The sequence below is a fragment of the Marinospirillum alkaliphilum DSM 21637 genome, assembly GCF_900119735.1.
Taxonomy (GTDB): Bacteria; Pseudomonadota; Gammaproteobacteria; order Pseudomonadales; family Halomonadaceae; genus Marinospirillum; species Marinospirillum alkaliphilum.
In genome coordinates this window covers 144,592-169,299 of sequence record NZ_FPJW01000004.1, presented here as the reverse complement: position 1 = coordinate 169,299, position 24,708 = coordinate 144,592, and the positions used below count along the sequence as shown (strand labels likewise).

Genomic DNA, 24,708 nt, shown 5'->3' with positions numbered 1-24,708 from the left:
CTTGTCCCTCAAAATCAGGATTTCAATGACTCGGCCAGTTTCGCGAGTTTGCCGCGAAGCGAGCCATCGATCACCAGGTCACCGGTGCGAATAACAACACCGCCAATGAGACGCTTGTCAATTTCAACCTTGAGGCTAACCTCACGGTTTAAACGCTTGCGCAGTGCATCTACCAGCAGTTGTTGCTGCTCGGCACTCAGTTCAAAAGCTGAGATCACCTGGGCTTCAACAGATTTTTCCTGCTCGGCTTTAAAAGCCTCATAGATTTCGGCAATCACCGGAATCAGGGGTAAACGGCTTTTTTCACTCAACAGCTTGATGAAGTTGCGGCCCTGGTCATCGATTTTTGCGGCGCAAATTTCGAGCAGGATTTCCGCTTTGGCATCACTGTTCAGCGACGGGTTCAGCAACAGCGCAGCAACTTCTTTATTGGAAGCTGCTTCGGCTACCAGACTGAGCATTGCGGACCAGTCTGCCAGCTTGCCTTCACTTAACGCGTACTCAAAGGCGGCCTTCGCATAAGGCCTGGCGAGTGTGTTCTTGTCAGCCATCAGACACCTCGCTTACAGTTGTTTGGCGAGTTTGTCGACCAGCTCGCTATGTGCTTTTGCATCCACAGAGCTTTCAAGGATTTTTTCAGCACCTTCTACAATCAGGGCAGAAATCTGAGCACGAAGCTCATCCTTGGCACGGTTGATTTCCTGGGTGATCTCGGCCTTGGCTGCTTCAATCAGACGCTCGCCTTCGGCGCGGGCCTGCTCTTTGGCTTCTTCGATCATCAGGGTCGCGCGCTTGTTAGTCTGCTCAAGAATCTGGGCAGACTGCTCTTTGGCTTCACGCAGGGTCTGGGACGCCTTTTCCTGAGCCAGTTCCAGGTCGCGCTGGGCGCGGCTGGCTGAATCCAGGCCATCGGCAATCTTCTTCTGGCGCTCGCGCATGGCCTCGGCAATCGGGGGCCATACAAACTTCATGCAGAACCAGACAAAGAGTGCGAAGGCAATTGACTGACCCAGAATGGTCATATTCATATTCATTGCGATACACCTTTTGCCATTGTTGAAGGTCCGTAGAAAGAGTTTTGCAGGGTCAGACGTTGCTGACCCTCATCAACTCAGTCTTAACCGGCAACAACGAAAATCAGGTACATCGCGATACCAACACCGATCATCGGCACGGCGTCGAGCAGACCAGCCATCAGGAAGGTCTTGGTTTGCAGCTGTGCGCCCAGTTCAGGCTGACGAGCGGTGGACTCCAGCAGCTTGCCACCCAGCAGAGCGAAACCAATGCCGGTGCCCAGAGCACCCAGACCGATCATGATAGCGGCGGCAATGTATACGAGTTCCATGAGTTACTCCTAAGTTACTAAGGTTGGTTGAAGTTGAGTTGAGGTTAAGTTACTGCTAAAACTCGCCTGCCTGCCTCACGGCAGACAGGCTGGTTACTGCTTTGCTCAGTGATGATCTTCGTGAGCAGCACTCAGGTACACAATGGTTAGTACCATGAAGATAAACGCTTGCAGCGGGATGACCAGCAGGTGGAACACTGCCCAGATCCACTGCATGCCCAGACCCAGAAGACCCATGAACAGGCCCGCACCAAAGGTCAGTGCAATCAGGATAAAGACGACTTCACCAGCGTACATGTTACCGAACAAACGCAGTGCCAGACTGATTGGCTTGGTCAACAGGCCAATGATTTCCAGTACCAGGTTGACCGGGATGAACAGCCAATGATTAAACGGAGTGAAAGACAGTTCCTTGGCAAAACCACCCGCACCCTTGACCTTGATGCTGTAGAAAATGATCAGCAAGAATACACCCAGTGACATACCAAAGGTGGCGTTCGGGTCGGTGGTGGGAACAATCTTGAAGTAGTCAGCGCCCAACAGGTGGGCCAGACCTGGAATCCAGTCAACTGGCAACCACTTCAGGCTGTTCATCAGGAAAATCCACACAAAAATGGTCAGTGCCAGTGGGGCAATCAGTGGATTGCGGCCATGGAAGGTTTCCTTGACCAGGTTATCCACAAATTCAAAGCACATTTCTACAAAGTTTTGCAGACCACCTGGAACACCGCTGGTGACCGCATTGGCAGCTTTTTTAAACAGAAACAGGAACAGCAGACCCATGGCAATGGACCAACCCAGGGTATCCACGTGGAATGCCATGAATCCCATTTCAGCCGCTTCAGCACTGCTTTCGGCCATTTTCCACCCCAGCTCGGGGTGCTTGCCGTAAGTCATGTTCTGCAAGTGATGCTGTATATATTCTACAGGTGTATCTGCCATGATCAGCCTCGAAACGTTGCGTGGTTATCGTCTGGACTGCATTAGCCATGGTGCCAGCCAGTGCGCCATCAGAACCACTGAGTAAGCAATTAAAAGTGAAATTGGGTTTGAGGGTTGCACTGCAACAAACACCAGTACAAAAAGAACAACCGTCAAACCAAACTTCAGCAACTCAGCCATAAACATCTGCTGAACAGCCTTCCCTATACGCCTTGCACCACGATGCCGAAACATCACGTAAGCAAATACTGCCTGCGGCAGCAGCGCTATCATGCCACCCCATAGCGCAGACAGACCGGAACCTTTCCATGACACTTCCAGCAAAAGCGCTAACACCAGCGCAGTCAGCAGCTGCAGTAACAGCAGTTTTTTATAGGGCGGAAGGGGTAAATCTGCCATCTTCCGTTATGTCCTGCTGCGCATTCTGTGATTACCTTGTTACCGCTTTTTTACAAAGCCCAAGGATTATAGAGATTAAGCCATTGGGCTTCAACAATGACCGGACAGTCTAACCGGGTCTTTCGACCAAGGTGCAAGAGCCCGGTTTAACGCAGGTGGCGCAGGATGCCATCCAGTTCAGCCAGGCTGGAATAACGTATTTCCAGCTTTCCTTTACCTTTGCTGGAATGCTGAATGCTGACCGGTGCACCCAAACTGGCCTGCAACTGCTGTTCCAGACGACTGATATCCGGGTCTTTTGGTGCCTTGTCATTTGTTTTTTCAGGCTTTTCCAGCAAATGACGCACCAACGCCTCGGTTTGACGCACCGACATACCCTTGGCAACCACCTGACGGGCTGCATCCAGTTGCTGATTTTCTTCAAGCCCCAGCAGTGCGCGTGCATGACCCATTTCCAGGTCACCATGCTCCAGCATGCGGCGTACATCCCGTTGCAATTGTAATAACCGCAACAGGTTGGTGATGCCACTGCGTGATTTACCAACCGCGTCGGCAACCTGCTGTTGTGTCAGTTCAAACTCTTTTTGCAAACGCTGCAGCGCGAGGGCTTCTTCCACTGGATTCAAGTCTTCACGCTGCAGGTTTTCAATCAAGGCCAGTGCAATCACATCGCGGTCTTCTGCTTCACGCACCAGTGCCGGAATTGCATCCAGACCAGCCAGTTGGGCGGCCCGCCAGCGCCGTTCACCAGCAATGATTTCATACTGACCAGAACCCAGTGGCCGCACCACTACCGGCTGCATGATACCTTGCTGTCGAATGGATGCAGCCAACTCTTCCAGTGCTTCCGGATGCATGTCACGTCGAGGTTGGTATTTGCCTGGTCGCAACTGTTCAATCGGCAGCTTTTTCAGTTCACCTTCCGGCAAGCGCTGTTCAGCCGTCTGCACAGCTTCCAGTTGGGTTGGTTCGGGATTAACGGCACCCAGCAGGGCATCCAATCCGCGTCCTAGTCCTCGTTTTTTTGCTGGTGTCATAAGCCTTCTGTGGTATCCAAGGGTTTACAGGGAGTTACGACGCAGAATTTCACCCGCTAAAGCCAGATAGGCCAGACTGCCTTTGGACTTCGGATCATAACTTAATACCGGCATGCCGTGACTGGGTGCTTCTGCCAGACGGATATTACGCGGAATCACGGTACCCAGCACCTGACGTTCAAAATACTGAATCAATTGATTGGAAACATCCTGCGTCAGGCTGTTGCGGGGATCATACATGGTACGCAGGATACCGGTGATTTCAAGACCGGGATTCACTGAGCTGGCAACCCGTTTGAGGGTATCCAGTAAAGATGTCAGACCTTCCAGGGCATAGTATTCACACTGCACCGGGACCAGTACTCCCCGTGCGGCAGTCAGTGCATTGATGGTCAATAGATTCAGTGATGGCGGGCAATCAATCAGAACAAAATCATAATCCTTTTTGACGCTTTCCAGGGCTTCGGCCAGTCTCCGCTCACGACGCGGCTCATTGATCAGCCCAACTTCAGCCCCGGCCAGATCAACATTGGCTGGCAGCAGATCGTAACCACCTGCCTCAGCAGTTATTCGAACTGCCTCGATACCGGCTTCACCCATCAACAGGTCATATACTGAAGCTTGTAATTGTTTTTTATCGATGCCACTGCCCAATGTGGCATGGCCCTGTGGGTCCATATCCACCAATAACACCTTACGTTTGGTAGCAACCAAAGAGGCCGCAAGGTTAACGCAGGTCGTTGTTTTACCAACACCACCCTTCTGATTGGTCACAGCAAAAATCTTGGTCACAGCCTTATCCTTTCGCTTGCAGAACCCTGATCAATCAGTGCAACCCGCACTCACCAGTGGAAGTCCATGGATGACAAAGTTTGATCAGCAGTTTTCTTGTCTGACTAAAACCAACAGATGACGCTGTCCATCTTCTCCGGGAACCTGCAATGGATGCGTCTCCTTTAAAACAAAACCTTGTGGCAAAGCCGCAAGTTCATCTTCCGGGTACAGGCCTTTCATTGCCAGCCAGCGGGCATTCGGAGCCGCCAGTGGTTCTGTTAACCGAATGAAGTCACCCAGACTAGCAAAGGCTCGACTCACCAGCTGTTGCGTTCTTGTAGCAGGCTGCAGACTTTCAGCGCGTACCTGTTGCACAACAAAGTTCTGTAGTTTTAATGCTGCTGCCACCTGAAACTGGAAACGGGTTTTTTTACCATTGGAATCCAGTGACAAGACCTTTAAATCAGGTTTCATGATGGCCAGCGGAATACCGGGTAAACCAGCGCCAGAGCCCACATCAGTGATTTCACCTGCTGCCACATAAGGTAAAATCGACAGGCTATCAAGCAGATGCCGACTGACCATGTCCAATGGATCACGCACTGCAGTCAGGTTATAAGCCTGATTCCATTTATCCAGCAGTTGCAGGTACTCCAGTAACTGCTGTAACTGCTGCTCACTGATGTCCAGCTGCATCTGCTGCATACCCTTGCGCAGCAAATGTTCAGCCGTGTTTAAATAACTCATGCCTGCTTAGCCACCAGATCACGTTTTTTCAAATGAATCAGCAACATCGAAATGGCTGCCGGGGTCACACCGGGAATACGGCTGGCCTGCGCCAGGGTAGCTGGGCGGATGCCACTCAGCTTGTTGCGAATTTCATTCGACAGACCATCCACCCGGCTGTAATCCAGATTTGCCGGTAACAGGGTTTCTTCCTGCCGTCTGACTCTTTCAATATCCTGAGCCTGGCGTTCAATGTAGCCCGCATATTTGGTCTGGATCTGCACCTGTTCCTGCACCTGTGGATCATTCGGCAACTCACCGGGGGCCAGATGGGCCAGATCCCAGTATTCCAGTTCCGGACGACGCAACAGATCCAGCAAAGTCTGCTCTCTGGACAGCGGCTGCGACAGCTTGTCATTGAGTGTTTCAGCGGATGCAGTACCTGGATGCACAAAGGTATCCTTCAGGCGTGCCATTTCCCGCTCAATCCCTTCCCGTTTGGCTTCAAAAGCGGCCCAGCGCTGATCATCCACCAATCCCAGTTCGCGGCCTTTTTCAGTCAGGCGCAGATCCGCATTGTCTTCACGCAACAGCAGACGGTATTCAGCCCGCGAAGTAAACATGCGATAAGGCTCGGAGGTTCCCAGCGTGATCAGATCATCCACCAGCACACCGATGTAGGCTTCATCACGTCGCGGGCACCAGCCTTCTTTTTCCTGCGCACGCAAACCCGCATTCAAACCTGCCAGCAAGCCTTGTGCTGCCGCTTCTTCATAACCGGTGGTGCCATTGATCTGACCAGCAAAAAACAGGTTGTGGATAACTTTTGTTTCCAGGGTTGGCTGCAGGTCCTGTGGATTAAAGTAATCGTATTCGATGGCATAACCGGGACGAGTGATGTGCGCCTGTTCCATGCCACGGATTGAACGCACCAGATCCAGCTGTACATCAAATGGCAAGGATGTGGAAATGCCATTCGGGTAAATTTCATGGGTGGTGAGTCCTTCAGGCTCCAGAAAAACCTGATGACTGTTTTTATCTGCAAAACGATGAATCTTGTCTTCAATGGAGGGGCAATAACGCGGCCCGATGCCTTCAATAACACCCGAGTACATGGGTGAACGATCCAGATTATTGCGAATGATTTCGTGGGTGCGCTCATTGGTATGGGTGATATAACAACTCACCTGCTCCGGGTGTTCTTCCGGTTGCCCCAAAAAAGACATCACCGGAATCGGATCATCACTGGGCTGAGCCTCCATACCGGAAAAATCGATGCTACGGGCATCAATCCGCGGAGGTGTCCCTGTTTTCAAGCGACCAACGCGCAACGGCAATTCACGCAAACGCTGAGCCAGTGCAATCGATGGCGGATCACCTGCCCGGCCACCGGCATGATTCTGCAACCCGATGTGGATCAAACCACCCAGGAAAGTTCCAGCGGTCAGTACCACGCTGGTGGCGTAAAAACGTATACCGGATTGGGTGACAACACCTTTGACCTGATCCCCTTGAACGATCAGATCATCAACAGCCTGTTGAAAAATCTGTAAATTCGGCTGATTTTCCAGGATATGGCGAATCGCCGCCTTATAAAGCACTCGATCGGCCTGGGCACGAGTGGCACGCACTGCCGGTCCCTTGCGGGCATTAAGCACACGGAACTGAATACCGCCCCGATCCGTTGCCCTTGCCATGGCACCGCCGAGCGCATCCACTTCCCGCACCAGATGGCTTTTGCCGATGCCGCCAATGGCCGGATTACAGGACATCTGACCCAAGGTTTCAACATTGTGGGTCAACAGCAGGGTTTTACAGCCCATGCGTGCAGCAGCCAATGCGGCTTCCGTTCCTGCGTGGCCACCGCCAATCACGAGCACATCAAAGCGGGTTGGATAATCCACGGATACACCTCGGAGAACTTGCTTCAGGGAAAACGGCTGATTATAGCTTGATCACGCCTTTACAGCAGCAGAAATCCTTTGTTTCAGCCTTTGTCATAACAATTAATGAACTGAAAAAAAGAACTGATGTTTTAGTTATTACTATGTGGATGATTTCTGTGGATAAATTACTCCAGGCCTTAGTAGTGCTGATTATGCTGAATGGATAAGTGCAGCGGTTAGCCGTTAAAAAGCAGTGCTGATGTTGTGATAACCTGTGGATGACAGAGGGTTTTATCCACTACCCTGAATAATCAGTGATGACTCAACAGGTTTTTTCCAAGGATTCAGCTGCTTTATACACTGGAGTGTGGCATGAAATACCCCATTCACTTACGACGCATTTATCAACCCATTGAACCTGCATTCAGGGTATTAACCGATCGTTTGTGGTCAAGAGGAAAAAAAGCCGAGGAACTGGCACTGGACCTGTGGTTACCGGAAATTGCTCCGTCCCACAATCTCAGACGCAGCTTTCATCGGGGAGAGATGGATTTTCTAGCATTCAGCAACGCTTACAGCAATGAGCTGAAAACACTTGAGGCGTTATTTTTACCACTGATGTGTGCAGCCCGTCAGGGCCGTGTGGATTTATTAACCGCAGCACAAAGGCCTGAAATGTCCCACCTGCCGACGATTCAGAGGCAACTGCTGGTTCTGCTGGAAAGAGATGACCAGTTAGCCGAAGGCAATGAACCAAGCTCACCACCCTGTTACCTGGCACAATTCAGCAAAGACTTTTGATCTAAGGCTGAATAACCTTAAATCGCTGCTATTTACCGATACAAAACTCACCAAAAATCCGTCCCAGCAGATCATCAGCTGAAAAAGCACCGGTGATTTCACCCAAAATTTCCTGAGCCTGGCGCAGATCTTCAGCCAGCAGTTCACCTGCACCATGCAGTTCCAGTTGCTGATAGCCTGCTGCGATGATTTCATCGGCACGCTGCAAGGCATCGAGGTGACGACGTCTTGCTGAAAACCCACCCTCTGTGGTGTTTTGAAAACCCATCACCTGCTTCAGGTGTTGTCTCAAGTTATCCACACCCTGTTTTTTCTTGGCAGAAATCCGGATTACCGGAGGGGTTGTGGATAAATCACAGGTTTCAGTTTCGCCACTCAGATCAATTTTATTACGTACCAATGTCAGGCGTTCAGGATGTGGCAGGCGTGCTACAAATTCAGGCCAGATCTGGTAGGGGTCAAGGCTTTCAGTGGTTTGTGCATCCACCAGCAGTAAAATCCGATCAGCCTTTTCAATTTCCTGCCAGGCTCTTTCAACACCCAGTTTTTCCACCAGATCTTCAGTTTCCCTGAGGCCTGCAGTATCAATGATGTGCAAGGGCATACCATCAATGTGGATGTGTTCCTTCAAGACATCACGCGTGGTTCCCGCAATATCAGTGACCAGTGCACGTTCCTGCCCTGCCAGTGCATTCAGCAGGCTGGATTTACCGGCATTGGGGCGACCAGCCAGCACTACATTCATGCCGTCCCGTAACAGGCAGCCCTGACGTGCTTCGTTGCGTATGGCAGACAACTGTTGTTGAATGGTGAACAATTGCTGGCTGACATGACCATCACTGATAAAATCAATTTCCTCTTCTGGAAAATCAATGGCTGCTTCGACATAAATTCGCAATTGGGTTAATTGTTCTACCAGTTCATGAACCTTGCTGGAAAAAACACCCTGCAGCGACTTGAGTGCATTTTCTGCTGCCTGACGTGAGCTGGCATCAATCAGGTCTGCAATGGCTTCTGCCTGTGTCAGATCCAGCTTGTCATTAAGAAATGCCCGCTGACTGAATTCACCAGGCAAAGCCAGGCGTGCGCCGACCAACAGCAGGTTTTCCAACAGTCGATCCAGCAACATCGGACCACCATGGCCCTGAAACTCCAGCACGTCTTCACCGGTAAAAGAATTAGGTCCGGGGAAAAATAGCGCAATCCCTTCATCAATCACCTGGCCCTGGAGATCATAAAAAGGCCCAAAATGGGCATAACGGGGTTTGGGTTGGTGGCCCAGGAAGGATTTGGCTATTTCACCGCATAAAGGGCCTGAAACACGCACAATACCGACACCACCCCGACCGGGCGGAGTGGCAATGGCTGTAATGGTATCCTGGTGATTCATGATGTTGTCCTGCAGATAGAAAAACCCCCTCAGAAGAGGGGGTCGATTTTTAGTTCCTGATCAGGCCTTGGCAGCCTTCTCTTTTTCCTTTTCTTTTTCTCTCTGGCGATCTTCTGCCTCAATCTTGCGGGTAATGTACCACTGCTGCAGGATCGACAGGATGTTGTTGACCAACCAGTAGAGCACCAGACCTGCCGGGAAGAACAGGAAGAAGAAGGTGAAAATCACCGGCAGCATCTTCATGATCTTGGCCTGCATCGGGTCCGGTGGTGTCGGATTCAGCAGTTGCTGCAAGTACATGCTGACACCCATCAGGATTGGCAGTACAAAATAGGGATCCTTCATTGAAAGGTCTGCAATCCACAGCATAAAGGGTGCATGACGCAGTTCAACGGATTCCAGCAGCATCCAGTAAAGGGCAATAAACACCGGCATCTGCACCAGAATCGGCAGGCAACCACCCATCGGATTGATTTTTTCCTTGCGGTAGAGCTCCATCATCGCTTGTGACAGCTTCTGACGGTCATCACCGGCATCTTCCTTGATTTTCTGCAGCTTGGGTGCAACACGGCGCATGTTGGCCATGGAACGATAAGCAGTGGCTGATAGCTTGTAGAAAACCAGCTTGATCACCACAGTGACCAGAATGATGGCAACACCCCAGTTCCCGACAAAACCGTAGAACCAGTCCAGCAACCAGAACAGCGGCTGGGCAATAAACCACAACCAACCGTAATCCACCGTCAGATCCAGATGCGGAGCCACTTGCTTCATCTCGCTCTGAACCTTGGGTCCTACAAAAGTGCTGGCGGAAATAATGGCAGTTTCACCCGGATGAATCTGGTGTTCTGCACCACGGAAACCAACAATGTTGTTACCGTTGCGATCCGTGCGTGTACTGAAGAAACTCATCTGATCCTGGGGTGGAATCCAGGCTGCAAGGAAGTAGTGCTGCAGCATGGCAGCCCATCCACCCATTGAGTGAGCCTGGAAATTCTGGCGCTGAATGTCACGGAAGCTGACTTTTTCATAACGCTTTTCATCGGTGGAAAAAGCACCACCCAGATAAGCACTCATGCCCAGGAATTCACCCTGACTTGGGTCAGGTGAGGAATCGCGTTTGACCAGACCAATAAAACTGGACGTTACACTGCGGTCTGACTGGTTGTTGATTTCATAATCAACCTGAATCAGGTGACTGCCACGAGTAAAGGTAAATACCTTGGTCAGTTCGATGCCATCCACTTCACCGGTCATGCGAACTTGAAGGTTGTTCTGGCCTTCTTCCAGTTGATAACTGACCTGCTCCGGTTGCAACTGAATCCGCTGCTGGTTCCCAAGGCCACTGATATCACTCTGTACGACATAGTGACGGATATCGTCATCCTGCAGCAGTACAAAGGGATTATCAGAGTTAACACGGGTTTTATGACGCAGGAGGGCGGCGTAAACCAGATCACCACCACGGGGGTTGATGCGAATATCCAGTGTATCTGTTCTAACACTGATCAGACCACTGGAAGTTGTTGTCTGGCGTGCTGGAGCAGCCAATACCGGTGCGGTTGGATCATCCAGCTCCAGCACAGCATCCTCGTCTTCCGATGTCACAGAAGCCTGTTGCTGAACTTGAGGAGCTTGAACTTGAACATCCTGCTGCTGGTAGTCTTTGTTCCACTGAATGATCAGCAGATAGGCGACTACCGCCAGGGATGAAAAGAGCACGATGCGTTTTACGTCCATGGGGTCACTGCCGCTTAATCGAGTGGAGATGGATTTGCAGTCGCCTTGGCGATGCGTCTGCGAAGTTGTGGCCAGGCTTGTTCCAGTTGCTGGTGAAAAGTATCAGCAGGCTTCTGGTCAGCCCCTTTGATGGCAAGAACGATGATATCCACTGCCGGCAACTGGTGTTGCTGAAGTCTGAATGACTCCCTGAACATCCGTTTGTAACGGTTGCGATTAACCGCCAGCTTGACATGCTTCTTGCCGATTACAAAGCCGATGCGGGTTTCCATCTGTTGGCCTGGTGCTGCTAACAGTAAAAAACCGGGACAGAAGGCTTTATAACGGGAGTTCTCAAAAACATAACGGAAATCCCCGGGCTTGAGTAGTCTCAGACGCCGGGGAAAACCATTATTTTTCATCGCTCAACTGGTGCTCAAGCACACAGACGCTTGCGACCTTTGGCACGACGACGAGCCAGAACCTGACGGCCATTCTTGGTCGCCATGCGAGCACGGAAACCGTGGGTGCGCTTGCGCTTCAGAACGCTGGGCTGAAATGTACGTTTCATGATGTCTACTTTCCACTAAGGGTGATGAATGTAAGGGTTCCCTCAGGGTTTGAGAGCGCCCGGAAAATCTTGTGTCATGCAAGAGCGGGGATTTTAGTGAATTCTGCGCCGGAGCGCAATTTTTCCTTTAGCTGCAGCATTCATTCACAGCAACAGGACATAAACAAAAGAGATTTTAAAAGAATAACTGCTACTGTTATTTCTAGTGAGGACAGTTTCTGTGGAAAAGTTGATTTTTCTCTTAATTTTCATGCCTATGTAAACTTGATAACCCTGCTGGTGAGCTGCGATCATCCCTTGCGTGAACTGTCTTTTGCCTGTGGATGAATCGGTCTTTTTTCCACAAGCTGATTTTTTCAGGGTTTTTCTGACCTGTTTTACATCAGTCTAAGGTGTTGTTATCCACAACAGCAATGAAGAAGTGTTCGGTAAAAGCTGGTTGTGGTTGTGGATAACTGATCTGCAAGCAGTTAAAATGCGGAGGTTGAATTCAGGAGTGTTGATGTGTCCGTAGATGACCTCTGGTCGCAATGCCTTGCGATCCTGGAAAAAGAAATCCCTGCCCAGCAATTGTCGACCTGGATTCGGCCATTGCAGCCGGAAATGAACGGACGCAGCCTGCAACTTCTGGCTCCGAATCGGTTTGTGTTGCAGTGGGTGGCTGATAAATATGCTTCACGTCTGCAGCAACTGGTACAAGAGGTATCCAGTGGCCAGGTACCCGATGTTCAACTGGGTGTTGGCAGCCGCCAGGTGCCTGGAGTCAAACCGTCCATCCAGTCACCTACACCGGTTGTTGCTCCCCAGCCAGTGGCAGCTGCTTCCTTGCCCGATTATCAGAATACTTTAAGTGACCTGTCTGATGAGATAGGTGAACTGCCTGATCGTAGTACATCAGGTCTGGCAGGCCGAGGACGGCAAAACAACCGTTCAGGCAACGCTGCAAGCAATGTTCAGGTGGAAGGTGCCATACGTCATGCTGCAACACTGAATCCCATGCATACTTTTGACACCCTGGTCGAAGGTAAGTCGAACCAACTGGCTCGCGCGGCTTCCTTTCAGGTTGCGGAAAATCCAGGTGGTGCCTACAACCCTCTTTTTATATATGGCGGTGTAGGTCTGGGTAAGACTCACTTGATGCATGCTGTGGGTAATCAGATCCTCAAGCAAAACCCTAATGCACGTGTGGTTTATCTGAACTCTGAACGTTTTGTGCAGGATATGGTCAAGGCGCTGCAGTTAAACGCCATTAATGAATTCAAGCGCTATTACCGTAACCTGGATGCCTTGTTGATTGATGACATCCAGTTTTTTGTTGGTAAGGATCGTTCACAGGAAGAGTTTTTTCACACCTTTAATGCTCTTCTGGAAGGAGGTCAGCAGATCATTCTGACTTCTGATCGTTATCCCAAGGAAATCGGTGTCGAAGAGCGCTTAAAAAGCCGCTTTGGTTGGGGGCTGACTGTGGCCATCGAGCCACCTGAGTTGGAATTGCGTGTTGCCATTTTGATGAAAAAAGCAGAAATGGCGGGCGTGGAGTTACCTCAGGAAGTTGCCTTTTTTATTGCTCAGAAAATCCGCTCCCATGTTCGAGACCTGGAAGGTGCACTCAATCGTGTGATCGCTGATTCACGTTTCAAGGGTCAGCCAATCAGTGTTGAGCTGGTGCGTGAATCACTGAAAGACCTGTTTGCGGTGCAGGATAAACAGGTGGGTGTGGATAACATACAGCGCACCGTTGCAGAGTATTACAAAATCAAGGTTGCTGATCTGCATTCCAAGCGCCGTAATCGTTCGATTGCACGACCCCGACAGATGGCTATGGCGCTTGCCAAGGAATTGACCAATCATTCCCTGCCAGAAATTGGTGATGCTTTTGGTGGACGCGATCACACCACCGTATTACATGCTTGCCGCAAGATTGCTTCGTTGCAGGATGAAAGTCCCGATATCCGTGAGGACTGGAAAAACCTGCTGCGTCTGCTGACCAGTTAATAATAAGGTGAAATCAATGAAATTTTCAGTCGCCAGAGAAGTGCTGTTGCGCCCACTGTCCATGATGGCCGGTGTGGTTGGACGACGTCATACACTTCCGATTCTTTCACATATTCGTATTGATGCCACTGCTGAAGGTTTAATTCTGACAGGCCTGGACCTTGAAGTTGAGCTGATCTGGCGTGTAGGAATGCAACAACTGGATGTTCCGGGTAGCATTACTGTTCCAGCTAAAAAGCTTTCCGACATTTGTCGCTCGTTGTCTGACGGTGCCATTATTGAGTTTGCTGTGGAAGATCAGCGTGCAGTGGTGCGTTCCGGGCGTAGCCGATTTGTGTTGGCCACTCTGCCTTCATCCGAGTTTCCATCCATTCAGCTTAGCCAAATCAGGCATCAGGTCGGTTTGCCACAGAATCAGTTACTGAATCTGATTCGTCGCAATGATTTTGCCATGGCGCGTCAGGATGTGCGTTATTACCTGAACGGGATGTATTTTGAACTGCAAACAGGTCGTTTGCGGGCAGTAGCTACAGATGGCCATCGACTGTCATTGGCTGATGCTCAGGTACAGACTGCTGAAGTTGAAAAGACCAGCATGATTGTGCCCGCTAAAGCGATTAATGATCTGGCTAAACTGTTGGATGATGTTGAAGAGCCGGTGCAGCTGATTTTTGGTGAACAACATTTCCAGGTGAACACACCTCACTCCACTTTCATTTCCAAGCAGATTGAAGGTCGTTACCCTGACTATGAACGAGTGATCCCTCAGGGTGGTGACAAGCTGGTGCTTTGTGATCGTTTGCAGTTACGCCAGATGTTGTCGCGCATTGGTATTCTGGCCAATGAAAAATTCCTTGGTATTCGTTTATTGCTCAGTGTTAACACCCTCACCGTGGTGGCCAACAATCCAGAGCAGGAAGAAGCAGAAGAAAGCATGACTGTGCAATACCAGGGTGAAAGCCTGGAAATGGGCTTTAACGTGGGTTACCTGATCGATGTTATGGATAATATTGGTGAACAGGTGGAACAGGTGCAGTTGGTGCTTTCTGATCCTGCCTCCAGTGCACTGATTCAGGCTGCAGGGGGTGGCGCAGCCATTTATGTTGTTATGCCAATGCGCCTCTGATTTTTTAAAGATGCCCGACAGCATTGTTTGTCGGGCCATCAAAATTTCTTGTAGCTGCATTTAATGACCATTCGTCGTCTGCAACTTCAGCATTTTCGAAATATTCAGTCAGCCGATCTAACGCCTGCAGCTGGTATCAATCTGTTGATTGGTGAAAATGGCAGTGGCAAAACTTCCTTGTTGGAAGCCATTCACCTGTTGAGTCTGGTACGTTCCTTCCGAAGCAAAAAACTGAAAAATCTGATTCAACATGAGTCAGAGCGTTTTACAGTTTTTGCACAACTGGCTTCTGGTGATGACCAGACACTTTATCCTTTGGGTATTCAGCGTGGTCAGCAGGATGAAGAAACAGAAATCCTTTTTTGTGGATCACGTCCTTCCGGTGTTGCAGAGTTAACTGCTGCACTGCCAGTGCAATTGATCAATCCGGATGCTTTTCGTTTGCTTGAAGGTAGTCCCAAAGAACGCCGCCAGTTTCTTGATTGGGGAGTGTTTCACGTGGAACCTTCTTTTATGCCCCAATGGCAGCGTTTTCAGCGCGCTCTGAAACAGCGCAATAGCCTGCTCAGGCATGGTAGAATAGATCCTTTACAGCTGCAGTTGTGGGAACAGGAAATAGCAAGGTGTGGTGAACAAATTACCCTGTTCCGTGAGCAATACATGGAAGCCTTGAGGCCTTTGTTTGCATCGCTGTTAAAACGCTTTCTGGATGTTGATGATTTTAAACTCGGCTTTCAACGAGGCTGGGATAAAAATATGGAGCTGGCAGAAAGTTTGCTGGCTTCACGTACAAAAGATGCAGAGCAGGGTTTTACTCAGTCAGGACCACAGCGTGCTGATATCAGAGTCAGCCTGGATGGTCATGCTGCCATGGAAGTGCTTTCACGTGGGCAGCAGAAGTTGGTTGTTTCTGCATTAAAACTGGCACAAGGCGCACTTTTGTCAGTAGTGACTGACAAGCAGTGTGTGTATTTGATTGATGATTTACCGGCGGAACTGGATCGTCATCACCGCAGCATTTTCTGTGAGGTGTTGGAGGCCCAGCAAGGCCAGGTGTTTATTACCGGTGTTGAAGCTGAAGCCCTGGCAACAGGCTGGCAACAACCTGAAAAAATCATGTGGTTTCACGTGGAACATGGGCAGATTCAGCCTGGTGTTCAACCCTGAAGTTGATTGACGGGGATACACGGCAATCATCAGGTGAACAAAAGCAGTGGAGCAGAACGGGAGTGGCTAATGAGCGAAAATAATGCGTATGACTCGTCCAGTATCAAGGTTCTGAAAGGATTGGATGCAGTTCGCAAAAGACCCGGCATGTACATCGGTGACACGGATGATGGTACTGGTCTGCATCACATGGTTTTTGAGCTGGTAGATAACTCGATCGATGAAGCCTTGGCAGGTTATTGCAGTGAAGTACGCGTGATCATACATCCGGATGAGTCCGTCAGTGTGTCTGATGACGGGCGCGGTATGCCAGTGGATATTCACAAGGAAGAAGGTGTCTCTGCTGCAGAAGTGATTATGACGGTGCTGCACGCCGGCGGTAAGTTTGACGATAACACCTACAAGGTTTCCGGTGGTCTGCACGGTGTGGGTGTATCGGTTGTTAATGCCCTGTCAGAAGAACTGACGCTGACCATCTGGCGCAACAAGCAGATTCATGAACAGGTGTACCGCCATGGTGTGCCTGATGCACCCCTGTCTGTGGTGGGCTCGACGGAAAAAAGCGGCACCCTGGTGCGTTTCAAACCTTCCCCCAAGACTTTTAATAACATCGAATTCAGTTTTGATATTCTGGCCAAACGTCTGCGTGAACTTTCTTTCCTGAATTCTGGCGTGCGTATTTCGCTGCTGGATGAACGTGCTGGCCGCGAAGAGATTTTCCATTATGAAGGTGGTCTGAAAGCTTTTGTTGATCACCTGAACACCAACAAAAATGCACTGGGTAAGGTGTTCCATTTTTCGACCCAGCGCGAAGATGATGGTGTTGGTGTTGAAGTGGCAATGCAGTGGAACGATGGTTTCTCCGAAAACCTCTACTGCTACACCAACAACATCCCTCAGCGGGATGGTGGTACCCACCTGGCGGGTTATCGTGCTGCCCTGACCCGTTTGCTGAATCAGTACATCGAGCAGGAAGGCCTGGCTAAAAAGGCCAAGGTATCCACTACCGGTGATGATGCCCGTGAAGGTTTAACAGCCATTATTTCCGTGAAAGTTCCTGACCCCAAGTTCTCTTCCCAGACCAAGGACAAGCTGGTTTCCTCGGAAGTGAAAACGGCTGTGGAACAGGAAATGGGCAAGGCATTTGGTGATTACCTGCAAGAAAATCCGCTGGAAGCCAAGGCCATCGTCAACAAGATGATTGATGCGGCTCGTGCTCGTGAAGCAGCACGTAAAGCTCGTGAAATGACCCGTCGCAAGGGTGCGCTGGATATTGCAGGCTTACCCGGCAAACTGGCTGACTGTCAGGAAAAAGACCCGGCATTGTCTGAAATTTACCTGGTGGAGGGTGATTCCGCCGGTGGTTCTGCCAAACAGGGACGCGATCGTAAAACCCAGGCTATCCTGCCACTGAAGGGTAAAATCCTTAACGTTGAAAAAGCCCGTTTTGACAAGATGCTTTCTTCTGCGGAAGTGGGCACCCTGATCACCGCACTGGGCTGCGGTATCGGGCGGGAAGAATTTAACCCTGACAAGTTGCGTTATCACTCCATCATCATCATGACGGATGCTGACGTGGATGGTTCCCACATCCGCACCCTGCTGCTGACTTTCTTCTTTCGCCAGACGCTGGAACTGATTGAGCGCGGGCATGTTTTTATTGCTCAGCCACCGCTTTACAAGATCAAGCGTGGTAAACAGGAACAGTACCTGAAAGATGAAGCTGCCCTGGAAGAATACCTGACGCAGACCGCGCTGGAAGGCACTGCGCTGCACGTTAATCCTGACGCACCTGGAATGTCAGGTGCGGGCTTGCAGAAGCTGGTAGAGGACTACCGGGCCACCATGAACCGTGTTCATCGCCTGGCGCGTGTTTATCCGGAGTTTGTACTCACTCAGATGATTGATGCGCCGAGTCTGGATGTGTCTGACCTTTCAGATCGTCAGAAGGTTGCCGGCTGGGTTGAAAGGTTGGAAGCCCTGGTTGTTGCAGCTGCCAGTGATACCACCCAGGTGCGCATGCGCATTGAAGAGGAGCATGAGCGGGGTATTTTCTTGCCAGCCGCTGAAGTGATTGCTCACGGTGTACCAACCGAATACGTTTTTGGCATCGACTTCTTTAAATCTGCTGATTACCGTGCACTGCGTACCCTGGGTGAACAGTTGGATGGTTTGCTGGAAGAGGGTGCATACATTGCCCGTGGCGAGAAAAAACAGCCGATTAAACGTTTTGTTGATGCCCTGAACTGGATGATGGCTGAAGCGCGTAAGGGCATTAACATTCAGCGCTATAAAGGGCTGGGTGAAATGAACCCCGAGCAGTTGTGGGAAACCACCATGAACCCGGAAACCCGTCGCATGTTGCGTGTCACCATTGAAGATGCAGTGGCTGCTGACATGATGTTCAACACCCTGATGGGTGATGAAGTGGAGCCGCGCCGTCACTTCATTGAGGCCAATGCCTTGTCAGTATCCAATCTGGATATCTGATTTGTATTGACCGGCAAGAAAAAAGCCCTGCTTCCTTCAAGGAAAGCAGGGCTTTTTTATACCTCCAGGAAAAGGCCTAGCAGCCGTTACGCAAACGCGCAGCCAGCACCTTACACATACCCAGCAGGATTTGTGGTCGTTGCATCACCAGGCTGTGAAATCTCAGTTTATCCAGTCTGAGCAATTCGGCATCTTCTAACAGGGTGGCCGTAGCTGAACGGGGCTGATCATCCAGCAAAGCCATTTCACCCACAGGCTGGCCAGCATCCAGTACTGCCAATACCTGATTTGTACCCTGTTGATCACGACTGATGCTTACCTTGCCTGACACCATGATGTACAGGCAATCACCAGCCTCACCTTGCTGGAATAAACACTCACCCGCACTGGCTTTACGACTTCGTAGCTGTGCATCAAGGGATTGCAGGTCATCAAGGCTGAGCTCAGAAAATAGCGGAATACGGTGTAATAACTCCAGGCGTTCCATCATTGAAGCTCCAAGGTAACTGAAGTTTGTTTGCTGGCTAGCTAAACGTGGCCAAAGCTCGGCCATTTTTTGCATCCATGGATCAGGCATAAAGCGAAACACATTCATTAATAAGCTTTCTGCTTTGTGGCCTGATAAAAACATTAGTTTCAGACTGAATTGTGGCAAGGGCTCAAAAGCAAGGGGTAGCCAGTAGGTAAATCGTCGCTCAGGGATCAGGCTGAGGCTTTCCAGTGCCTGGGCTTGTTGTCGGGCATCACCGGCATAAAGGCGAATTTCTATGCCCTGCATCGTGCCCTGTTGATCAAGTGGGCGTAAAAGCTCCATGAGAATGGATTGGGCTCGGGTTCGAAAATTATGGGTGACCAGCCAGATTAAACGGCGCTTCAAAGGTTCATGAATTTTTGCTGTCAGCGGGAAATCTGCTGCCAGTTTCAACAGTGGATTGCCCCAATGCTTTCGATACCAGTTGATCAAAAGCACACGGGTACGGTCATTCATTACAGGTAAGGCACGCAAAAAAAGTACTATTGAATCAATGGGATGATGTGTGAGCTTGGGTAACATGTACATCAGCGCCCTACGCAGGTTCTTTTCATCCAGTTGCTGGATCTGTTGCAGCACCTCCTGCGCCATTGAAGGTTGATGCAGCAAGGTTAACCAGCGATTCATTCGTCCACGTTTCAGCTCAAAGACAGCAACAGGAACAGCTTTTGTGCGCTCAGGTCGGATGTTTGTCAGGGGGGATGCGGTAAAGCTATGCAAGCCAGGAGAACGAGGTAAATGCTGTTCTGCAGCCTGATTGGCAAACTGCAATGTTCCCTGACTGACCTGGTGCCGCAAGCGCTGCTCATAACACCGTCCAGCTTGCCAATGCACCAATAACAGCAGGCAGGATAAAAGGAAACCTAATACAGCGAGTTGCAACAGGCTCATAAGAGGCTCAAGCAGCAGTAATAACACACCGGCAAAACCAAGTGCCAATGGATAGACCATGCCATCATTAAAAAGCCTCAGGCGGCCAATCACAGAGGCTGGCAAGGCATTGTAGAGGAGTGTTGTGGTGGGTGTATTGACGCTGCTGTCCAGTGGGTCACTGGCAATGTGTGCAACAACACCACTCCATAAACGACCACTGGCCGCAACGGTGACAAAAGCCGCGAGATTTAAAAACGGGTGAACCAGGTGAGTTTTGCTGACACCTAACCGCGGCAACATAAAACCGGTTACCAGCATGGCTAACAATAAACTGGACAGGTGCAGGATACCTACTGCAAAGCCGAGAAAAACGGCCAGGGACTGTTCATCAGCGTAGTGGTTTTCATAGAGGGTAAAAGCCAGGATTTCCTGCAGACACTGAAGCAGTACAGCCAGAGCTACACCAAGTGTTAACCAGCGCGCCAGGGGTTGTTGCCGGTAAATTTGCAGTAACACACCGAGGTTTTTAAAACGTCCAGCCGTTTGCAGGTTTGCTGCCGGTTCATCTTCCTCATCACTGCGGGAGGTTTGCAGTGGTTGCTGCCAGTGATGATAAACAGCAACCACCAGCAGTCCCAACAGGCTCAGCAGACCAATCAGCCAGAGTGACTCAGCGGGTGATAACCAGAGTGCTGTGAGGCTGACCAGTAAAGCACCCGAAATGCCGCCCAATGCCAACACCAGGCTGACCTTGCCGGTCAGGCGTTTACTTTGGGTCAGCGAAAAATAGTCGCTTAACAAAATACCGGCAAGACTGCCAAGCAGTAGTTCGGTGGTGCTGATGCCAAGGTAAAATACAAACGCAGCCGTAGCATTGTTGATACCAAACAGCCAACCAAGGCACGCAATACCCCCCAGTAAAGCCCACAAAGCTGCCAGGATAAACAATCGGGCGGTGCGGTCCAGCCACCAGGAAACCAGAGCGCTGACAGGTGTGGAAACCAGCGCAAAGATAATAAAAAAAAGTGGTAGTGAAGCAGCACCCGCCTGACTTAAAAAAAGTGTAGTGGCCAGGGTGGTGCCGGTAACAATTGATAAGGACAACAAAAACACCAGCACAAGAAAACCGATGGCACGCAACTGCTGATGATTTAAAAATGCATGGGGCAGAGGTGGAGTGGGCATCGCTGCAAGGCTTCCTGTCCGTTAAGAGACCACTGAGGTTGGAGTTCAGTGGCTGGCTTCGGTTAACAGCATCTCAGCCAACTGTGCCAGATTATCCACCACCAGTACATCATCCAAACCTTCTCCGGCAGCCAGGGTTTTTTCGCCCTTACCGGTACGAACCAGTACGGCCTTACAACCCACCGCCTGACCTGCCTGCAGATCGCGCAGCGCATCACCCACCATGAGGGCACCCTCCAGATTCAGATTTAATGCCAAGCTGATCTGGTGCAACAGGCCCGGTCTGGGTTTACGACATTCGCAGTCATCATCCGGCCCATGAGGGCACCAGGCAATGTGATGCACATCACCACCGGCCGCATGCAGCAGGCGCAGCAGTTTTTCATGCTGGTCGTCCAGATCCTGCTGGGTGAACTTACCGCGTGCCAGTCCGGATTGATTGGTGGCAATCGCCAGGATCCAGCCAGCCTGGTAAAGGCGTGCCATGGCTTCAATGGAGCCTGGCAGGGGAATCCATTCATCGGCATTTTTGACAAAGGCGTCTGAGTCTTCGTTGATAACGCCATCCCGGTCAAGGATCAGTATTTTTTTCATCGGTTCAACATTCTACTGGCAAGGTCTGTCATGGCCCTGCTGCTGGATCAAAAAGAGAGTTAAAAAACAGGGGCCATCAGGCCCCCGGTCATCACTGTTGCAATTGGGCAATGTCGGCAGTATGCAGGAACAAAGCCTGCAGGGCTGCCAGCAAGGCCAGACGGTTGTTGCGGATGGCTGGATCATCAGCCATCACCAGTACCTGATCAAAAAATGCATCCACTGGTTCACGCAGCCCTGCCAGGCAGTTCAGTGCAGCCTGATAGTCACCACGGGCATAAAGAGGCGCAACATCAATGTCTTTCACCGCCAGTTGCTCTGCCAACGTCACTTCCGCGGGTTCGGTCAGCAGCGCTTTATTGATGTCGGCAGCAACTGGTGCATCCAGTTTGCCAAGCAGATTGCTGACCCGCTTGTTGGCTGCAGCCAGTGAGGCGGCTTCCGGCAGCTTGCTGAAGCTGGCAACAGCCTGTACGCGTCGGTTAAAGTCGTGCGGATGGGTCACGCCTCGGCTGCGCACGGCCAGAAATACACCGGTGGCAATGCCTTCAGCCTGATACCAGGCGCGGAAGCGATCCAGCATGTAATCCAGCAGCTCGGACGCCACTTCGTCAGCTTTTGGCAGGCGTGAATGTTGGTCCAGTGCCAGTTGAATCAACTCTTTCAGGTCCAGATCCAGTTGGCGGTGCACCAGAATATTCAGTACACCCAGGGTGGCGCGACGCAGGGCAAAGGGATCTTTCACGCCAGTGGGCTTCTGACCGATGCCAAAAATACCGGTGAGAGTATCCAGACGGTCAGCCAGTGCCAGGCAAATGCCCGCCTGGGTTTGTGGCAGTTCATCACCGGCATGGCGTGGCAGGTACTGTTCACGCAGGGCGCGGCAGACTTCCGGATTTTCACCATCGTGCAGGGCATAGGCTTCTCCCATGATGCCCTGCAGTTCCGGGAATTCCAGCACCATTTCGGTGCTCAGGTCACACTTGCTGAGCTGGGCAGCGCGTTCAGCATGGCTGGTGTCAGCATTAATGCGTGAGGCAATGGCAACGGCCAGCGCAGTGACCCGCCGGGTTTTGTCGGCCAGGGTGCCAAGCTGTTGCTGAAAGACCACCTTGTCGAGCCCGCTGCTGCGAGAGGAAAGGCGGGTTTTTTTATCGGTCTGGAAAAAGAAGGCAGCATCAGACAGGCGAGGACGGATGACGCGTTCATTACCCAGGATCACCGCGCTGGGGTCCTGACTTTCAATATTGCAAATGGTGATAAACAAGGGCAGCAGTCGACCTTCATCATTCACCAGATGGAAATACTTCTGGTTGGCCTTCATGGACGAGATCAGGCAGGCATCGGGTACTTCCAGGAAGCGCTCTTCAAAGCTGCCGGTCAGGGCTACGGGCCACTCCACCAGACCGGTAACCTCGTCCAGTAGTGCTTCATCAATCACTGCTGTGCCGCGACGTTTTTCAGCTTCTGCCAGCACCTGCTGGCGAATGATTTCCCGGCGCTCATTAAAATCAGCCAGTACCCGGGCTTGTTTCAGGGCATTCAGGTAATCAGCCGGTTGTTGCAGTTCGATGGCGCTGGGGGCATGGAAACGATGGCCAAAGGTGGTGCGACCAGCCTTGAGCCCCATGATTTCAGCACTGACAATTTGTTGTCCGTGCAGCAGCACCAGCCAGTGTACCGGACGGGAGAATTCAATACGGCTGGCTCCCCAGCGCATGCGCTTGGGCACAGGCAGCGCAGCAAAAGCCTTGTTGACCAGTTCCGGCAATAGGGTTGCAGTGGCCTGCCCCTGCTGGGTGGTGCGGTAAACCAGCCAGCTGCCCTTATCGGTTTCCAGAGTCTGCAGATCGGTGACACTGACACCACAGGAGGCCGCAAAACCTTGTGCTGCCTTGGTGGGTTGGCCATCTTTATAAGCAGCGGTCAGTGCCGGACCACGCCGCTCGATGTCCTGATCCGGTTGTTGTTCAGCCAGTTGATCGATCAGTACCGCCAGACGACGCGGTGTGGCAAAAACACGCGCGGCCTGGTAAGGCAGGCCAGCTTCCTGCAGGCCTTTTTCAATCGACTGGATCAAGGCTTCAGACAGGGGCTTCAGCAGGGTTGGCGGTAGCTCTTCGCAGCCCAGTTCAATCAGTAAATCGGCAGCCATTATGCCTTCTCCTCTTCTGCAGCCAGTTGAGCCAGTACTTCACGCGCCAGATGTTCAGGAGCCAGCGGGAAACCCAGAGCCTTGCGTGAGTTGAAATAGGCCAGTGCCACTTCGCGGGCCAGGGTACGTACACGCAGAATGAAACGTTGGCGCTCAGTCACGGAAATGGCGTGACGGGCATCCAGCAGGTTGAAAGTATGCGAGGCTTTCAACACCTGCTCATAAGCGGGCAGTGGCAGACCGGCAGCCAGCAGTTTGTTGCACTCTTTTTCACACTGATCAAACCAGCTGAACAGTGCTGCAACATCAGCCTGCTCAAAGTTATAGGCGCTCTGTTCCTTTTCGTTCTGCAGGAACACATCACCGTAGGTCACGGGTTGACCCTGAGGATCCAGGGTCCAGACCAGGTCATAAACACTGTCCACACCCTGCAGGTACATGGCGATGCGCTCCAGGCCGTAGGTGATTTCGCCGGTCACCGGGTAACACTCAATGCCACCCGCCTGCTGGAAGTAGGTGAACTGGGTCACTTCCATACCATTCAGCCAGACTTCCCAACCCAGACCCCAGGCACCCAGGGTGGGTGATTCCCAGTTGTCTTCAACAAAACGGATATCGTGCACCAGCGGATCAATACCGAGTACACGCAGTGAGCCCAGATAGCGTTCCTGAATATCGGCAGGAGAAGGTTTCATCACCACCTGAAACTGGTAGTAGTGCTGCAGGCGGTTGGGGTTTTCACCGTAACGACCATCAGTGGGGCGGCGTGAAGGCTGCACATAAGCCGAGTTCCAGGTTTCCGGCCCCAGCGCGCGCAGGAAGGTAGCAGGATGGAAGGTACCGGCACCCACTTCCATGTCTAGCGGCTGCAGGATCACACAGCCTTGATCAGCCCAGTATTGCTGCAGGGCCAGGATCAGGCCCTGAAAGGTTGAAACATCCGGCGTTGACGGGTTCATGGTCAAAACTGCCCTTGCAAACGGTGAATGGATATGAATGGG

The 24,708-nt window shown here is 51.3% G+C and carries 22 protein-coding genes; 5 read left to right on the top strand and 17 right to left on the bottom strand.

All coding sequences use genetic code 11. The features are described from left to right. Positions 1-14: 14 nt before the first annotated feature. The 9 genes from BT114_RS07635 to mnmG all read right to left on the bottom strand — a co-directional run bounded on the left by BT114_RS07635 (position 15) and on the right by mnmG (position 7,127). Entirely contained in the window at positions 15-551 is a 537-nt protein-coding gene (locus BT114_RS07635) for a F0F1 ATP synthase subunit delta (RefSeq protein ID WP_072325768.1), read from the bottom strand. Positions 552-563: 12 nt separating this feature from the next. Next, positions 564-1,034 carry a F0F1 ATP synthase subunit B gene (locus BT114_RS07630; protein ID WP_072325767.1) on the bottom strand — a complete coding sequence of 157 codons (471 nt, stop codon included), beginning with the start codon at positions 1,032-1,034 and terminating at the stop codon, positions 564-566. A gap of 83 nt (positions 1,035-1,117) precedes the next feature. Continuing rightward, positions 1,118-1,345 (bottom strand): F0F1 ATP synthase subunit C, encoded by a 228-nt coding sequence (gene atpE, locus BT114_RS07625; protein ID WP_072325766.1) that lies wholly within the window; start codon positions 1,343-1,345, stop codon positions 1,118-1,120. Between the two features lie 105 nt (positions 1,346-1,450). After that, entirely contained in the window at positions 1,451-2,287 is an 837-nt protein-coding gene (gene atpB, locus BT114_RS07620) for a F0F1 ATP synthase subunit A (RefSeq protein ID WP_072325765.1), read from the bottom strand. A 24-nt stretch (positions 2,288-2,311) separates the two neighbouring features. Beyond that, a complete protein-coding gene (locus tag BT114_RS07615) occupies positions 2,312-2,686 on the bottom strand; it encodes an ATP synthase subunit I (protein ID WP_072325764.1) in 375 nt (124 codons plus the stop codon). Between the two features lie 146 nt (positions 2,687-2,832). Further along, positions 2,833-3,723 (bottom strand): ParB/RepB/Spo0J family partition protein, encoded by an 891-nt coding sequence (locus tag BT114_RS07610; RefSeq protein WP_072325763.1) that lies wholly within the window; start codon positions 3,721-3,723, stop codon positions 2,833-2,835. A 24-nt stretch (positions 3,724-3,747) separates the two neighbouring features. Continuing rightward, positions 3,748-4,515, bottom strand: a complete 768-nt coding sequence (locus BT114_RS07605) for a ParA family protein (protein ID WP_072325762.1) — start codon at positions 4,513-4,515, stop codon at positions 3,748-3,750. Between the two features lie 84 nt (positions 4,516-4,599). Beyond that, positions 4,600-5,244, bottom strand: coding sequence for a 16S rRNA (guanine(527)-N(7))-methyltransferase RsmG (rsmG, locus tag BT114_RS07600; protein WP_072325761.1), 645 nt, complete (start codon positions 5,242-5,244; stop codon positions 4,600-4,602). Next, positions 5,241-7,127, bottom strand: coding sequence for a tRNA uridine-5-carboxymethylaminomethyl(34) synthesis enzyme MnmG (gene mnmG / locus BT114_RS07595; protein ID WP_072325760.1), 1,887 nt, complete (start codon positions 7,125-7,127; stop codon positions 5,241-5,243). Before mnmG ends, rsmG begins: the two co-directional genes overlap by 4 nt. 354 nt (positions 7,128-7,481) lie before the next feature. Here mnmG and BT114_RS07590 point away from each other — a divergent pair, with 354 nt between their 5' ends. Further along, positions 7,482-7,910 carry a DUF488 domain-containing protein gene (locus BT114_RS07590; protein WP_072325759.1) on the top strand — a complete coding sequence of 143 codons (429 nt, stop codon included), beginning with the start codon at positions 7,482-7,484 and terminating at the stop codon, positions 7,908-7,910. A 28-nt stretch (positions 7,911-7,938) separates the two neighbouring features. Here the strand turns inward: BT114_RS07590 and mnmE are convergent, their stop codons facing one another. The 4 genes from mnmE to rpmH are packed head-to-tail and all read right to left on the bottom strand — an operon-like array spanning position 7,939 to position 11,590. Beyond that, a complete protein-coding gene (gene mnmE / locus BT114_RS07585) occupies positions 7,939-9,300 on the bottom strand; it encodes a tRNA uridine-5-carboxymethylaminomethyl(34) synthesis GTPase MnmE (protein WP_072325758.1) in 1,362 nt (453 codons plus the stop codon). A gap of 60 nt (positions 9,301-9,360) precedes the next feature. Then, on the bottom strand, positions 9,361-11,040 hold the full coding sequence (yidC, locus tag BT114_RS07580) for a membrane protein insertase YidC (RefSeq protein WP_072325757.1): 1,680 nt from the start codon (positions 11,038-11,040) through the stop codon (positions 9,361-9,363). Between the two features lie 14 nt (positions 11,041-11,054). Then, positions 11,055-11,441, bottom strand: coding sequence for a ribonuclease P protein component (gene rnpA, locus BT114_RS07575; RefSeq protein ID WP_072325756.1), 387 nt, complete (start codon positions 11,439-11,441; stop codon positions 11,055-11,057). A gap of 14 nt (positions 11,442-11,455) precedes the next feature. Beyond that, positions 11,456-11,590, bottom strand: coding sequence for a 50S ribosomal protein L34 (rpmH, locus tag BT114_RS07570; protein ID WP_072325755.1), 135 nt, complete (start codon positions 11,588-11,590; stop codon positions 11,456-11,458). A 504-nt stretch (positions 11,591-12,094) separates the two neighbouring features. Here rpmH and dnaA point away from each other — a divergent pair. From dnaA to gyrB, 4 genes are all read left to right on the top strand, one after another. Beyond that, positions 12,095-13,585, top strand: a complete 1,491-nt coding sequence (gene dnaA / locus BT114_RS07565; protein WP_072325754.1) for a chromosomal replication initiator protein DnaA — start codon at positions 12,095-12,097, stop codon at positions 13,583-13,585. Positions 13,586-13,601: 16 nt separating this feature from the next. Continuing rightward, positions 13,602-14,711 carry a DNA polymerase III subunit beta gene (gene dnaN / locus BT114_RS07560; RefSeq protein ID WP_072325753.1) on the top strand — a complete coding sequence of 370 codons (1,110 nt, stop codon included), beginning with the start codon at positions 13,602-13,604 and terminating at the stop codon, positions 14,709-14,711. Between the two features lie 63 nt (positions 14,712-14,774). Continuing rightward, positions 14,775-15,878 (top strand): DNA replication/repair protein RecF, encoded by a 1,104-nt coding sequence (gene recF / locus BT114_RS07555; protein ID WP_072325752.1) that lies wholly within the window; start codon positions 14,775-14,777, stop codon positions 15,876-15,878. A 69-nt stretch (positions 15,879-15,947) separates the two neighbouring features. Beyond that, complete coding sequence (gene gyrB / locus BT114_RS07550; protein ID WP_072325751.1) at positions 15,948-18,368, top strand: DNA topoisomerase (ATP-hydrolyzing) subunit B; 2,421 nt, start codon at positions 15,948-15,950, stop codon at positions 18,366-18,368. 76 nt (positions 18,369-18,444) lie between these two features. Here the strand turns inward: gyrB and BT114_RS07545 are convergent, their stop codons facing one another. The 4 genes from BT114_RS07545 to glyQ form a co-directional block, all read right to left on the bottom strand. Then, positions 18,445-20,958: a cyclic nucleotide-binding domain-containing protein gene (locus BT114_RS07545; protein ID WP_072325750.1), complete on the bottom strand. Its 2,514-nt coding sequence runs from the start codon at positions 20,956-20,958 to the stop codon at positions 18,445-18,447. 45 nt (positions 20,959-21,003) lie between these two features. After that, positions 21,004-21,552: a D-glycero-beta-D-manno-heptose 1,7-bisphosphate 7-phosphatase gene (gene gmhB / locus BT114_RS07540; protein WP_072325749.1), complete on the bottom strand. Its 549-nt coding sequence runs from the start codon at positions 21,550-21,552 to the stop codon at positions 21,004-21,006. A 91-nt stretch (positions 21,553-21,643) separates the two neighbouring features. After that, on the bottom strand, positions 21,644-23,707 hold the full coding sequence (gene glyS / locus BT114_RS07535; RefSeq protein ID WP_072325748.1) for a glycine--tRNA ligase subunit beta: 2,064 nt from the start codon (positions 23,705-23,707) through the stop codon (positions 21,644-21,646). Beyond that, on the bottom strand, positions 23,707-24,666 hold the full coding sequence (gene glyQ, locus BT114_RS07530; RefSeq protein WP_072325747.1) for a glycine--tRNA ligase subunit alpha: 960 nt from the start codon (positions 24,664-24,666) through the stop codon (positions 23,707-23,709). The genes glyS and glyQ overlap by 1 nt, the downstream gene beginning before the upstream one ends. Positions 24,667-24,708: the final 42 nt, after the last annotated feature.

What these genes read in the sequence shown, in the direction of transcription:
- glyQ (WP_072325747.1), bottom strand. Translation starts at nt 24,666, where the DNA reads ATGAACCCGTCAACGCCGGATGTTTCAACCTTTCAGGGCCTGATCCTG.
- BT114_RS07635 (WP_072325768.1), bottom strand. Translation starts at nt 551, where the DNA reads ATGGCTGACAAGAACACACTCGCCAGGCCTTATGCGAAGGCCGCCTTT.
- rnpA (WP_072325756.1), bottom strand. Translation starts at nt 11,441, where the DNA reads ATGAAAAATAATGGTTTTCCCCGGCGTCTGAGACTACTCAAGCCCGGG.
- rsmG (WP_072325761.1), bottom strand. Translation starts at nt 5,244, where the DNA reads ATGAGTTATTTAAACACGGCTGAACATTTGCTGCGCAAGGGTATGCAG.
- BT114_RS07615 (WP_072325764.1), bottom strand. Translation starts at nt 2,686, where the DNA reads ATGGCAGATTTACCCCTTCCGCCCTATAAAAAACTGCTGTTACTGCAG.
- mnmE (WP_072325758.1), bottom strand. Translation starts at nt 9,300, where the DNA reads ATGAATCACCAGGATACCATTACAGCCATTGCCACTCCGCCCGGTCGG.
- glyS (WP_072325748.1), bottom strand. Translation starts at nt 23,707, where the DNA reads ATGGCTGCCGATTTACTGATTGAACTGGGCTGCGAAGAGCTACCGCCA.
- rpmH (WP_072325755.1), bottom strand. Translation starts at nt 11,590, where the DNA reads ATGAAACGTACATTTCAGCCCAGCGTTCTGAAGCGCAAGCGCACCCAC.
- recF (WP_072325752.1), top strand. Translation starts at nt 14,775, where the DNA reads ATGACCATTCGTCGTCTGCAACTTCAGCATTTTCGAAATATTCAGTCA.
- BT114_RS07610 (WP_072325763.1), bottom strand. Translation starts at nt 3,723, where the DNA reads ATGACACCAGCAAAAAAACGAGGACTAGGACGCGGATTGGATGCCCTG.
- yidC (WP_072325757.1), bottom strand. Translation starts at nt 11,040, where the DNA reads ATGGACGTAAAACGCATCGTGCTCTTTTCATCCCTGGCGGTAGTCGCC.
- BT114_RS07590 (WP_072325759.1), top strand. Translation starts at nt 7,482, where the DNA reads ATGAAATACCCCATTCACTTACGACGCATTTATCAACCCATTGAACCT.
- dnaN (WP_072325753.1), top strand. Translation starts at nt 13,602, where the DNA reads ATGAAATTTTCAGTCGCCAGAGAAGTGCTGTTGCGCCCACTGTCCATG.
- atpE (WP_072325766.1), bottom strand. Translation starts at nt 1,345, where the DNA reads ATGGAACTCGTATACATTGCCGCCGCTATCATGATCGGTCTGGGTGCT.
- BT114_RS07545 (WP_072325750.1), bottom strand. Translation starts at nt 20,958, where the DNA reads ATGCCCACTCCACCTCTGCCCCATGCATTTTTAAATCATCAGCAGTTG.
- gmhB (WP_072325749.1), bottom strand. Translation starts at nt 21,552, where the DNA reads ATGAAAAAAATACTGATCCTTGACCGGGATGGCGTTATCAACGAAGAC.
- BT114_RS07630 (WP_072325767.1), bottom strand. Translation starts at nt 1,034, where the DNA reads ATGAATATGAATATGACCATTCTGGGTCAGTCAATTGCCTTCGCACTC.
- gyrB (WP_072325751.1), top strand. Translation starts at nt 15,948, where the DNA reads ATGAGCGAAAATAATGCGTATGACTCGTCCAGTATCAAGGTTCTGAAA.
- atpB (WP_072325765.1), bottom strand. Translation starts at nt 2,287, where the DNA reads ATGGCAGATACACCTGTAGAATATATACAGCATCACTTGCAGAACATG.